This window comes from Methyloceanibacter sp. (genome assembly GCF_035650995.1).
Lineage (GTDB): Bacteria > Pseudomonadota > Alphaproteobacteria > Rhizobiales > Methyloligellaceae > Methyloceanibacter.
Window position 1 is genome coordinate 1 of record NZ_DASRGO010000029.1, and the last position, 11624, is coordinate 11624.

Here is an 11624-nt window from a genome sequence, read left to right on the forward strand (position 1 = left end):
TGTATTACTTCGTGCCGAAGCGCGCCGAGCGGCCGGTCTACTCCTACCGCCTCTCGATCGTGCATTTCTGGTCCCTGATCTTTATCTACATCTGGGCGGGCCCGCATCACCTGCACTACACCGCTCTGCCGGATTGGGCGCAGACGCTCGGCATGACCTTTTCGATCATGCTGTGGATGCCGTCCTGGGGCGGGATGATCAACGGATTGATGACGCTGTCCGGCGCCTGGGACAAGCTCAGGACCGATCCGGTCATCCGCTTCCTCGTCGTGTCGGTCGCCTTCTACGGCATGTCGACCTTCGAGGGTCCGCTGATGAGCATCAAGTCGGTCAACGCGCTGTCGCATTATACCGACTGGACCATCGGACACGTCCATTCCGGCGCGCTCGGCTGGGTCGCCTTCATCTCCTTCGGCACGCTCTATTGCCTGGTGCCGTGGCTGTGGCAGCGCCGCGGACTCTACTCGCAGCGCCTCGTCGAATGGCATTTCTGGATCTCGTCGCTCGGCATCCTGCTCTACATCACCTCGATGTGGGTGTCCGGCATCCTCCAGGGCCTGATGTGGCGCGCTTACGACAGCCTGGGCTTCCTCGAATATTCCTTCGTCGAGACGGTCGCCGCCATGCACCCCTTCTACGTCATCAGGGCGATCGGCGGTCTGCTGTTCGTCATCGGCGCCTTGATCATGGTCTACAACGTCTGGCGGACCATTCGCGGCGACGAGCCGCTCGATGTGGCGGATCAGCCGCGCATCGCAGCGGCGCCCGAGCTTCGCCCCGTGCCGGCAGAATAGGGGGGAGGCGGGAATGGTTTGGGTGAAGCATCAGATTCTGGAAAAGAGCTCGGTCCTTCTTCTCGTCGCGATCCTGCTCGTGGTCGTGATCGGAGGCATCGTCGAGATCGCGCCGCTGTTCTGGCTGTCCTCGACCATCGAGAAGGTCGAGGGCATGAGGCCCTACACGCCGCTCGAGCTCGCCGGGCGCGACATCTACATCCGCGAAGGCTGCTACGTGTGCCACAGCCAGATGATCCGCTCGCTCCGCGACGAGGTCGAGCGTTACGGGCACTACAGCCTCGCCGCCGAAAGCATGTACGACCATCCGTTCCAGTGGGGGTCGAAGCGCACCGGTCCCGACCTGGCGCGCGTCGGCGGCAAATATTCCGACGAATGGCACGTCCGGCACCTGACCGATCCGCGCGCGGTGGTGCCCGAATCGGTGATGCCGGGCTACCCGTGGCTCGCAAGGCGCGAGCTCGACTACAAGGACATCGCCGACCGCCTCGCGACGCTGCGCGAGGAGGGGGTGCCCTACACCGATGAGGAGATCGCGGACGCCAAGGCCGACCTCGAGCGGCAGGTCGACCCCAACGCCGAGGGTCTCAAGGATTTCCTTGCGCGGTACCCCAAAGCGCAAGTCAGGCAGTTCGACGGCGACCCGCGCTACATCTCCGAGCTCGATGCGGTGATCGCTTATCTGCAAATGCTGGGCACGCTCGTCAATTTTGCGACGTTCGATGCCGCTGGCCCTAATCTCAGATAGAGGCGTGCCATGACCTATGAACAGGTGGCGTCGGTCTCCCAGGTGGTAGCGCTGATCTTCTTCGTCGCGCTGTTCGCTGCGGTTCTTCTGTATGCCTTCTGGCCCGGCAACAAGAAGCGCTTCGAACGCGCGGCGAGGATGCCCCTCGAAAAAGATCCCGAGAGCGACGAGAAAGACGGTTGAGCCCATGGCCAAGAGAGACGACGCGGCGACAGAGGCCGAGACGACAGGCCACGAGTGGGACGGCATCGAAGAGCTGAACAAGCCCCTGCCGAAGTGGTGGCTGTGGACGTTCTACGCCACCATCATCTGGGCGATCGGCTACTGGCTGTTGATGCCGGCCTGGCCCTTGGTTTCGACCTATAGCAAGGGGTTGCTCGGCTATAGCCAGCGCGAGAGCGTGCAGGAACAGCTCGATGCCGCCAAGGCGGCGAAGGCCGCGTACCGGCAGAAGATCGCCGCGAGCGATCTCGCCGCGATCAATAACGATCCCGAGCTTCTCAGCTTTGCTCTCGCCGGCGGCGAAGCCGCGTTCGGCGACAACTGCGCGCCCTGTCATGGCCGCGGCGCGCAGGGCGCCTTCGGCTATCCCAATCTCCGCGACGATTCGTGGTTGTGGGGCGGCACGCTCGACGCCATCCACCAAACCATCACGCACGGCATCAGGGCCAACGATCCCGAGACGCGAAGCCCAGGCGCGCAGATGCCGGCGTTCGGCAAGACGGGCGTCCTCAACGAGGCGCAGATCGCGGATGTTGACGAATACGTTCTCTCTTTGTCGGGCAGAGCCGATGACCAGACCGCGGCGGATCGCGGGGCGAAGATCTTCGCCAGCACCTGCGCTCCGTGCCACGGTCCGGACGGTAAGGGCAATCAGAAGATCGGCGCACCCGATCTGACCGACGAGCTTTGGCTCTATGCCGGCGACAAGGCGACCATCGCGGCGACGCTCAGAGGCGGGCGCGGCGGCGTGATGCCGGCTTGGGGCGGGCGGCTCGACCCCGAGACCATCAAGGAGCTCGCCATCTACGTGCATTCGCTCGGCGGAGGCCAGTAGGCGAGGTATTGCGAGAAATGATAATCGATAAGGTGCACAACGGTCCCGACGGCATCGCCGTCCCCGGGAATGTGCCGGTCGTTCGCATGGCTGAAGCAGCACCAGGCGTGGAGCGGAGCGAGGCGCCGACGATCGAGCGCACCGGCAAGTCGCTCTACGTCTCGCGCGTCAAAGTCTATCCGAAGCGCGCCCACGGCACGTTCCGCACCGTCAAATGGATCGTCATGGCGGTCACGCTGTCGATCTATTATCTCGTGCCGTGGATCAGGTGGGATCGGGGACCCTATCTGCCGAATCAGGCGGTCCTGATCGATTTCCCGTCGCGGCGCTTTTTCTTCTTCTTCCTCGAGATCTGGCCGCAGGAATTCTACTACGTCACCGGTCTGCTCGTTCTCGCAGCGCTCGGGCTCTTCCTTGCGACCGCGATTGCGGGCCGCGTATGGTGCGGGTACGCCTGTCCGCAGACGGTGTGGACCGATCTGATGATCGCGGTCGAGCGCTTCTTCCAAGGCGACCGCAACGCGCGCATACGCCTCGACAAGGCGCCATGGACCTTCGAGTGGGTGTGGCGCAAGGGCGCCACGCATCTCACCTGGCTCCTGATCGCGATCGCCACCGGCGGAGCGTGGGTGTTCTACTTCGCCGACGCCCCGACGCTCGCCCGCCAGTTCCTCCACTTCGACGCCCCGATGATCGCCTACGTGTTCGTGGGCCTATTTACCGCAACCACTTATCTCCTCGGCGGCATCGCCCGCGAGCAGGTGTGCATCTATATGTGCCCGTGGCCGCGCATCCAGGGCGGCATGATCGATCACGACTCGCTGCTCATCTCCTACCGTGCCTGGCGCGGCGAGCCGCGCGGACCGCACAAGGCGGGGCAATCCTGGGAAGGGCATGGCGATTGCGTCGACTGCCGGCAATGCATCGCCGTGTGCCCGACCGGGATCGACATCCGCAACGGCTCGCAGCTCGAATGCATCCAATGCGCGTTGTGCGTCGACGCCTGCAATGAGATCATGGACAAGGTAGGGCGCCCGCGCGGACTGATCGCCTACGATACGATCCGCAATCTGCAAGCGCCGGGGTCGGAAATCCTGCCCGTGCCGTGGTTCAGGCCACGCGTCGTCCTTTATGCCACGCTGATGGCCATCGTCGGGCTGATCATGCTCACGGCACTCATGCTCAGGGCCGAGCTGGAAGTGAGCGTGCTGCACGACCGCAACCCGGTCTATGTCAAGCTTTCCGACGGTGGCCTGCGCAACGGCTACACCCTCAAGCTGCTCAACAAGCGCTATGAACCGCGCAACTTCAGGATCGGGATCAGTGGGCTCGCCGGCGCCAAGCTCACCATCGTCGGCCACGAGCACGAGACGGACCCCGTGATCACCGTTGCGCCCGATGAGCTGCAGCCCATCAGGGTCTACGTCGCCCTCGACAAGGCGGGAGTGCGCGCTCTTGCGAAGGAAGATGAAGACGAGGACGAGGCGGAGTCGGTGGAATTCTACTTCACCGTCACCGACACCAAGGACGGCAATTTTGCCGAGCACAAAGCCAACTTCCAGGGGCCCGAGCGATGACCCGTGAAGGCTGGTTCACACGCGAGATCGCCGGGCGCCATGTGCTTCTCGTGCTGTGCGCCTTCTTCGGAGTCATGTTCGTGGTCAACGGGATCTTCGTCTATTTCGCGCTTAAGACCTTCAGCGGCGGCGACACGTCGGATCCCTACCGCAAGGGGCTTCACTACAACGACATGCTCGCGGCCGAGACGCGCCAGGTAGAACGTGGCTGGCACACCGATGTCGCCTATGACGAGAAGGCGAAGGAGCTCCGCGTGAGCCTGCTCGGCAAGGCCGAGGAGCCGCTGTCGGGCTTGCGCATCGCGGTCAGGTTGAGCCGCCCGGCCACCGACAAGGACGACCGGCACCTTCTGCTCAAGGAGGTGTCGCAAGGCGTCTACGCGGCAAGCGTCGATCTTGCTCCGGGCGCTTGGGTGCTCGCCTTGGCCTCACGCAAGGCGAATGAGGGCCGCGACGGTGCATTCCGGGTGAAAGAGCGCCTCTACGTCCCCGAGCAGCCATGACCGTCCATGCCTCGCCAGGGCGCTTCGCCAAAGAGGCGCAAGGAACACACCTCGCCGCCGGCCGAAGTCTGCTGACGCTCGCCGTCGAGAACATGCATTGCGGCGGCTGCATGCGCTCGGTCGAGCGCGCGGCGCTGTCCGTCAAGGGCGTCGAGACCGCGCGGGCATCGCTCGCCGCCAAACGCGTGAGCGTCACTTACGATCCGGCGGTCGCGGGAGAGGCCGATGTCGTGGCCGCTCTCGAGCGCGCGGGCTTCGCCGCGGCGCCGATCGAGGCCGCCAAGCGGGATCGCGATACGGCGAGGCAGCATTACCTGCTGCGCCGGCTTGCCGTGGCGGGCTTCGCCTCCATGAACATCATGCTCTTGTCCATCGCCGTGTGGGCGGGAGTGGCAAGCGACATGGATCCGGCGCTTGCGGCGATGTTCCGCTGGATCTCGGCCCTCATCGCTCTGCCGACGGTTGCTTATTCCGGGCAGCCCTTCTTCGTCTCGGCGCTCGGTGCGCTCAAAGGCCGCCGCCTCAACATGGATGTGCCGATCTCGCTCGCCATCCTGTTGGCCACGGCGATGAGCCTCTATCAGACCATGGTCGGCAGCGAGCAGGTCTATTTCGACGCCGCGGTGTCGCTCCTGTTCTTCCTCCTGGTCGGCCGCTTCCTCGATGAGTCGCTCCGCGTGCGCGCGCGAAGCGAAGCGCAGAACCTTCTCAGCCTGCAGGGTGGGATCGCGACCGTCGTCGAGGCCGACGGCACAAGACGCCTGGTCGCGGCACATGCGCTTTTGCCCGGCGACCGGCTGCTGGTCGCGCCGGGAGAGCGCGTCTCGGCCGACGGCGTGGTGCTGAGCGGCAAGGGCGACATCGATCAGAGCCTGATCACCGGCGAGACGGCGCCGGTCGCGGTCGCGCCGGGCGCCGAGATTTATGCCGGGACGCTCAATCTCGGGCAGGCCCTCGAGGTTCAAGTCACCGCGGCGGACAGCGCGACGCTGCTTGCCGAGATCAGCCGCTTGATGCTCGCCGCGGAGCAAGGCAAGGCGCGCTACCGCAGGCTCGCCGACCGCGCCGCCGGGATCTATGCGCCGGCGGTGCACGGGCTCGGGCTCGCCACCTTCCTCGGCTGGATGATCGCGGGCGCCTCCTGGCAGACGGCGCTGACCTACGCGATCGCCGTGCTCATCATCACCTGCCCCTGCGCGCTCGCGCTCGCCGTTCCGGCGGTGCAGATCGCGGCGGCGAGCCGGCTGTTCCGCAAAGGCATCATGGTGAAGGCGGCCGACGGGCTCGAGCGTATCGCCGAAAGCGACATGGTGGTGTTCGACAAGACCGGCACGCTGACCGTGGGCAAGCCGCAACTGCTTGACACAGACCTAATTCCCGACGCGGTGCTCGCCTCAGCGGCGAGTCTCGCCGTGGCGAGCCGCCATCCTTATGCCCGCGCCGTTGTGGCGGCAGCCGAGCGCCGTCTCGGCAAGGTCGTTGCGGTCAACAACATTGAGGAGACGGCAGGGCAGGGGCTCGAGCGGCGCCGTGACGGAAAGTGCGAGCGCCTCGGCTCGGCCGCCTGGTGCGGGATCAAACAGGCGGGCGAGGGGAGCGAGGTCTGGTACCGGGTTGACGGCGCGGAGCCGGTCCGCTTCCGCTTCGCCGATCGGCTGCGGAGCGACGCCGCGGCGGTAGTCGCCGAGTTGAAGGGCCGAGGCTACGGCGTCGCGCTACTGTCGGGGGACCGCGAGGGCGTGGTCGAGAGCATCGCGCGCGAGATCGGAATCGAACTCCGGCTTGCCGAGCTTAAGCCGGCCGACAAGATCGCCTGGCTCGAGGCGCGGGCGGCCGAAGGATGCAAGGTGCTGATGGTCGGAGACGGGCTGAACGATGCGCCGGCGCTCGCCGCAGCGCACGCCTCGATCTCGCCCGCGAGCGCCGCCGATATCAGCCAGCGCGCCGCCGACTTCGTGTTCCAGGGGGAGAGACTTGCACCGGTGCTCGAGGCGATCGCCGTCGCCAAGCGCGCGCGGAGCATGGCGTTCCAGAACTTTGCCGTCGCCTTCGTCTACAACATCGTCTGCGTGCCGCTTGCCATGGCGGGCTACGTCACGCCCCTGATCGCGGCGATCGTCATGTCAACCTCCTCGATCCTCGTCACCGCCAATGCGCTCAGGCTCGCCGGGAGGCCGCCGCTGTGACCGCGCTCGCCTGGCTCGTGCCGGCGGCGCTCTTCCTCGGCGGCCTCGGTCTTGCCGCCTTTCTCTGGGCGCTCCGCTCGGGCCAGTTCGAGGACCTCGAGGGCGCCGCCTATCGCGCGCTCGAGGACGACCCCCCGGAAGAGGACGACCCTCCGGAAGCGGATGACCGGAAGCGCGAATGAGGGGCCTCAAGGACATCGACTATGTCCTCGCCAAGCTCGCCTTCATGCGCAACGAGCGGATTTGGCCGAACGGCCTTCGCTATTTGTGGACCGACGCCTTCGGCGTCGTGCTGCTCGCCTCGCTCTACGCGGCGCTGGAGGAGGAAAAATATCTCGACGACGCCGAACGGGTCGTGGCTGAGGTCATGCGTGTGCTCGGGCGGAAGCGCGGCATCAGGATCGGCGAGGAGTCTGACCGCGACGGCCAGTATTTTCACTATCTCGCGATGTGGCTCTTCGCGCTTCACGTCCTCGGCCGGTTCAAGCCCGAATATCGCGAGCAGGGCGTTCGCCTCGCGCACGACATCCACCGGCCGTTCGTCGTGGCCGGCCGCGGCGTCATCTGGAAGATGAAGGAGGACTTGAGCGGGCCCTATCCGGGCTATGGGTTCGGCGCGCTCGACGCCTTCGACGGTTATGTCTCTTACCGCCTGCTCGACGAGGCGGATTTGGCGGAGGAGATCGCCGAGATGAAGGACATCATCGACAAGACCGCCGGGCAGCTCGTCATCACCCAAGATCTCGGGCTCGGCATGATGCTGTGGATGACGCAGTTTTTCCCCGATGAGCATTGGGCCGAATTGCAGAGGCGCCGCTCGCTCGCCACGCTCGACCGAATGTGGATCGACGAAAGCTATTTCGCCCGCGAGCCTTATCTGCCGGACGTTCGCTTTGCCTTCACCAATTATGGCGTTTCGGTCGGCCTCCAGGCGGTCGAGGCGATGCCGGAGCGGGTCGCGGCGCTCAACGCCTATTTCGACACATACCGGTCAGGCGACGAATACGACCGCAACGCCATCACCCACGTGATGGCATGCAACTCGCATTTCCCGGGGCTGCTGCTGTCCGAGGCGCGCCAATAACGGCGCGCTAACTACCTCTATGCCCGGTGGATTGACAAGGCTCGCGTCAGACGCGTCTCATGACGCACGCTCGGCGCGATTCGCGAGGAGTGCGCCCATGCGGCGCGTTGTTCCATCTCTTGCTCTCGTCCTTCTTGCGGTTCTGATCGGCTTAGGACCGCGGCCGGCTTTTGCGGAAGCCGTTGCCAGATCGGCTGATGCACCAGCGGTCTTCGACAACTACAATTTTTGCGTTGCGAGCGTACGGGAATTGTTCGCCAAGGCGGCCGCGCTCGCTCTCGCCGCGGCAAAGGCCGAGACGTCTTCTCCTGTTCCGCCGGTGGTGAGCGTGCCGGGCGTTTCTGCGCCGCCTGTTCAAGCCGCGCCGGAAGAGCCCGCGAGCGACCACGTCACCGTGTTTGTCGCCAAGAAGATCATCACCATGGATCCGGGCTGGCCCGAGGCGACGGCGGTCGCCGTGCAGAACGGGCGCATCCTTTCCGTCGGCTCGCTCGACGACCTCAAGCCGTGGCTCGACAAGTACCCGCACGACATCGACAACCGCTTCGCCGGCAAAGTGATTTATCCCGGCTTCATCGAGCCGCACGGACATCCCCTGATCGGCGCGATCGCGCTCTCCCGTCCGCCGCTCACCTTCTTCCCCCTCGCCAACCCCTACGGCCCGCCGTTCCCGGGCGTTAAGAGCAAGGACGAGGCCGTCGCCAAGCTGAAAGAGTATGTCGCTCAGGCGAAGAGCCCCACCGATACGGTGATCGCGTGGGGCTACGACATCGTCGCCATGGGCGGCCATCTCGACCGCGCCTTCCTCGATCAGATCACCAAGACGCAACCGCTCATGGTGTGGGATGCGTCCGAGCACTTCGTCTACGCCAACAGCGCGGCGATCGAGAAATTCGGGATCACGCCCGGGGTCGTTGCCAAGACCCTCGGCGCCGGCAAGCTGCCGAACGGCGAGTCGAATGGGCAGTTCCTCGGCGTTCTTGCAGCGGAGGCGATCCTGCTCAAGCCGTTGCAAGATCTTCTGGCTCCCGACCAAGCGCTCAAGATCATGAAATATCTCGCCGATCTCGGCCAGCAGGCCGGCATCACCACGACCGGCGATCTCATGTTCGGCGGCATCAATCTCGAGCTCGAGCAGGCGCTCGCCAAGACCTTCTTCGACCGGCCCGATGCGATCGAGCGCGTCGTGCCTGTGGTTGACGGCGCGACCTTCGCCAAGCTTTACGGCGACCAGGCGCAACAGAAGGCGCTCGATCTCAAGGCGTCAAGCAACGACCGCATCATCTTCAACGGCGTGAAATTCTTCTCTGATGATGCCTTCGTCAGTCTCGGCATGGAGGTGCAAAATCCCGGCTACATCCATTCCGACCAATACAAGGGCCTGTTTCTCTTCACCTCCTTCCCGGCCTTCGTGCAGGCAATGGAGCCTTGGTGGAACGCCGGCTTCCACATCCACGTCCATTCCAACGGCAACGCCGGCAATCAGGCGACGATCGATGCGCTCGCCGAGCTTCAAGCCGAGCATCCGCGCTTCGATCATCGCTTCACCATCGAACATTACGGCATATCGACGCCGGAGCAGGCGAGGGAGCTCAAGGCGCTGGGGGGCATCGTCAGCACCAATCCCTATTACCTCTATGCCCGGTCCGACCTGAATATCGGCCAGTTCGGCACCGACCGCGCTTCGCTTGCATCGCGCATCGGCACGCTGGTGCGCGAAGGGGTGGTGGTGTCGCTTCACGCCGACACGCCGGTCGCCCCGCCGAGGCCGCTCGAGGAAGTGTGGATCGCAGTGAACCGAGTCGGCGCCCTATCAGGGCAGGTGCGCGCACCTTACGAGCGGGTGACCGTCGATCAGGCGCTCCGCATGATCACCATCGATGCCGCCTATACGCTGGGCGTCGACGACGAGGTCGGCAGCATCGAGGCCGGCAAGCTTGCGGACTTCACCGTTCTCGACGCCGATCCGCGCGACGTCGAGCCGATGGCGATCAAGGACATCCCGGTGACCGCCACAATCCTCGGCGGCCGCGTGATCCTCACCGCCGATACCCGCAAGCCTTGAACCACTGATCAGCAAGCGGCGCCATAGCGCACCGACAAAGCGGCGCGGTTGGCCGAGCGGCTCGATGATGATATCGCTGACGGCAATTCCGAGGCGCCGACGGTCGCCATTGCCATACAACTCATCGGGACAGAACATCTGCGGCGTATGGACCGTCACTATAGAGTAGTCCGATCGATCGAGCTGCGCGCGGAACACCACCGCCATGCCGCGGTCACGTGTGTGCATCGCGTGTTCGACGGGGCGATCGTTGACCGTGATGCTCAGTATCGTGGCTGTGCTGGCGATTGGCAGGCAGAGCGTTATTCGCGCCTCCCCGGAGGAGGTGTAGGGGATCAAGATCTTCGGCCTTGGGTTGGGACCTGACCAGCGGTATGGGGGCTGCGCATGCTCTAACGCGTACCAGTCCAAAGCTCGCGGTTCACCGGTCTGCTCGATGACGACGCGGCCTCGGAGTTCCTTCAGCTCGGCGCGATTGAAGCCTTTGTTGCTTCGATTCTCATCGAACAACTCAGCCCTCTTGAATCGCGAGAAGTCGAGATAGCCCATGATCATGAAGAGACCCTGCTCCCGGCTCTTTTGGATCTTGGCCGCAAGCGAGTCGTTTCGGGTCTTGGTGTCGTCCAATGCGGCCCATTGCTCATCGGAACGGGGTCTGAGGGCAGAGAGATAGCGGTGACCAGCCGCGTATTTGTGCGCGGTGACCTGCATCGTGGACTTGAAACGTAAGCCCGCATGCGCCGCTCGCAGCAGGAAGTCGCAATCCACCGGTGCGGCAATTGCCCGAGGATCGCGCCAACCTCCAATTCGCTCGATGACCGACTTTCGGTGGGCAAGGGAGGTCGGAGGAAAGAAATGATCGAACGGAGCGCTCTCCCAATCAAACATCCCCGTAACGTAATAGAGTTCGGTGTCTTTCGGACCGTAATAGATACAGCCGCTCACCGCGAAATCGAGATCGCCGGTGGCTATGATCAAATCCCCTAATCTTTCGAGGTGATCGGGAGCCCAAATGTCGTCGTGGCCCACATAAGCGATCCAATCGCCGGTCGCTTGCGCAATGCCGAAATTGTTTGGGGCACTTTGACTGCCGGTATTGGTGTCGAGATTGTGCCACCGGACGCCGCGCGACTTGTATCTGCCGACGATCTCCGCCGTTTCATCTTTACACCCGTCGCCAACGACGATCAGCTCGAAGTCGGCACAGGACTGTCGCAGGACAGACTCGATGGTCGGGATGATATGCTTGCCTCGCGCATAGGTGGACAGCACGACCGAGAAATATGGACTTGCGTTCATACCGTCTCAAGCCCGACGCCGCGGCGAGCCGAACCTACCAGCGATACGGCACAATGCGCCGCGCCGCTTCGGAGTCCCATGGCAAATCGAGCGCGTCAGGAGCGTCGTAGTTGTACATAGAGGCAGGCATGTTGATGATGATGGCCTCCCACGTGCCGATGTTTTTCCAGCCGTGATAGAGGTTGGGCGGAATGATCAACAGCCCGGGATTCTTCTCGCTGACGGTGAACTCGTTCAGCACGCCAAAGGTCGGAGAACCATGGCGTGCGTCGTAGACCGCGATCTTGACAAGCCCCGTAACCACAAACAAA

General features: G+C 64.1%; 11 protein-coding genes and 1 pseudogene. 10 read left to right on the top strand and 2 right to left on the bottom strand.

The features are described 5' to 3' along the window. From VFB18_RS01980 to VFB18_RS02025, 10 genes are all read left to right on the top strand, one after another. Positions 1–794 (top strand): cbb3-type cytochrome c oxidase subunit I (locus VFB18_RS01980; RefSeq protein WP_324970599.1); only part of this gene is annotated, 794 nt, incomplete at its 5' end. Positions 795–807: 13 nt separating this feature from the next. Further along, the gene (ccoO, locus tag VFB18_RS01985) at positions 808–1542 is read left to right on the top strand and encodes a cytochrome-c oxidase, cbb3-type subunit II (protein WP_324970600.1); all 735 of its coding nucleotides are present in this window, start codon (positions 808–810) and stop codon (positions 1540–1542) included. Positions 1543–1551: 9 nt separating this feature from the next. Beyond that, the gene (locus VFB18_RS01990) at positions 1552–1725 is read left to right on the top strand and encodes a cbb3-type cytochrome c oxidase subunit 3 (protein WP_324970601.1); all 174 of its coding nucleotides are present in this window, start codon (positions 1552–1554) and stop codon (positions 1723–1725) included. A 4-nt stretch (positions 1726–1729) separates the two neighbouring features. Beyond that, a complete protein-coding gene (gene ccoP / locus VFB18_RS01995; protein ID WP_324970602.1) occupies positions 1730–2599 on the top strand; it encodes a cytochrome-c oxidase, cbb3-type subunit III in 870 nt (289 codons plus the stop codon). 86 nt (positions 2600–2685) lie between these two features. Continuing rightward, positions 2686–4176 carry a cytochrome c oxidase accessory protein CcoG gene (gene ccoG, locus VFB18_RS02000; protein WP_324970609.1) on the top strand — a complete coding sequence of 497 codons (1491 nt, stop codon included), beginning with the start codon at positions 2686–2688 and terminating at the stop codon, positions 4174–4176. Further along, positions 4173–4679 (top strand): FixH family protein, encoded by a 507-nt coding sequence (locus tag VFB18_RS02005; RefSeq protein ID WP_324970603.1) that lies wholly within the window; start codon positions 4173–4175, stop codon positions 4677–4679. Before ccoG ends, VFB18_RS02005 begins: the two co-directional genes overlap by 4 nt. Next, positions 4676–6865, top strand: a complete 2190-nt coding sequence (locus VFB18_RS02010) for a heavy metal translocating P-type ATPase (protein ID WP_324970604.1) — start codon at positions 4676–4678, stop codon at positions 6863–6865. Before VFB18_RS02005 ends, VFB18_RS02010 begins: the two co-directional genes overlap by 4 nt. Then, entirely contained in the window at positions 6862–7047 is a 186-nt protein-coding gene (gene ccoS, locus VFB18_RS02015; protein WP_324970605.1) for a cbb3-type cytochrome oxidase assembly protein CcoS, read from the top strand. The genes VFB18_RS02010 and ccoS overlap by 4 nt, the downstream gene beginning before the upstream one ends. Beyond that, the gene (locus VFB18_RS02020) at positions 7044–7949 is read left to right on the top strand and encodes a hypothetical protein (protein ID WP_324970606.1); all 906 of its coding nucleotides are present in this window, start codon (positions 7044–7046) and stop codon (positions 7947–7949) included. Before ccoS ends, VFB18_RS02020 begins: the two co-directional genes overlap by 4 nt. Before the next feature lie 97 nt (positions 7950–8046). Further along, positions 8047–10014, top strand: coding sequence for an amidohydrolase (locus VFB18_RS02025; protein WP_324970607.1), 1968 nt, complete (start codon positions 8047–8049; stop codon positions 10012–10014). 897 nt (positions 10015–10911) lie between these two features. Here VFB18_RS02025 and VFB18_RS02030 read toward each other — a convergent pair. Both VFB18_RS02030 and VFB18_RS02035 read right to left on the bottom strand, forming a co-directional pair. Then, a pseudogene (locus VFB18_RS02030) lies at positions 10912–11313 on the bottom strand (glycosyltransferase family 2 protein); the annotation flags it as partial. A gap of 34 nt (positions 11314–11347) precedes the next feature. Further along, a partial coding sequence (locus VFB18_RS02035) for a dTDP-4-dehydrorhamnose 3,5-epimerase family protein (protein ID WP_324970608.1) occupies positions 11348–11624 on the bottom strand: 277 nt, incomplete at its 5' end.

What these genes read in the sequence shown, in the direction of transcription:
- ccoO (WP_324970600.1), top strand. Translation starts at nt 808, where the DNA reads ATGGTTTGGGTGAAGCATCAGATTCTGGAAAAGAGCTCGGTCCTTCTT.
- VFB18_RS01990 (WP_324970601.1), top strand. Translation starts at nt 1,552, where the DNA reads ATGACCTATGAACAGGTGGCGTCGGTCTCCCAGGTGGTAGCGCTGATC.
- ccoP (WP_324970602.1), top strand. Translation starts at nt 1,730, where the DNA reads ATGGCCAAGAGAGACGACGCGGCGACAGAGGCCGAGACGACAGGCCAC.
- ccoG (WP_324970609.1), top strand. Translation starts at nt 2,686, where the DNA reads ATGGCTGAAGCAGCACCAGGCGTGGAGCGGAGCGAGGCGCCGACGATC.
- VFB18_RS02005 (WP_324970603.1), top strand. Translation starts at nt 4,173, where the DNA reads ATGACCCGTGAAGGCTGGTTCACACGCGAGATCGCCGGGCGCCATGTG.
- VFB18_RS02010 (WP_324970604.1), top strand. Translation starts at nt 4,676, where the DNA reads ATGACCGTCCATGCCTCGCCAGGGCGCTTCGCCAAAGAGGCGCAAGGA.
- VFB18_RS02020 (WP_324970606.1), top strand. Translation starts at nt 7,044, where the DNA reads ATGAGGGGCCTCAAGGACATCGACTATGTCCTCGCCAAGCTCGCCTTC.
- VFB18_RS02025 (WP_324970607.1), top strand. Translation starts at nt 8,047, where the DNA reads ATGCGGCGCGTTGTTCCATCTCTTGCTCTCGTCCTTCTTGCGGTTCTG.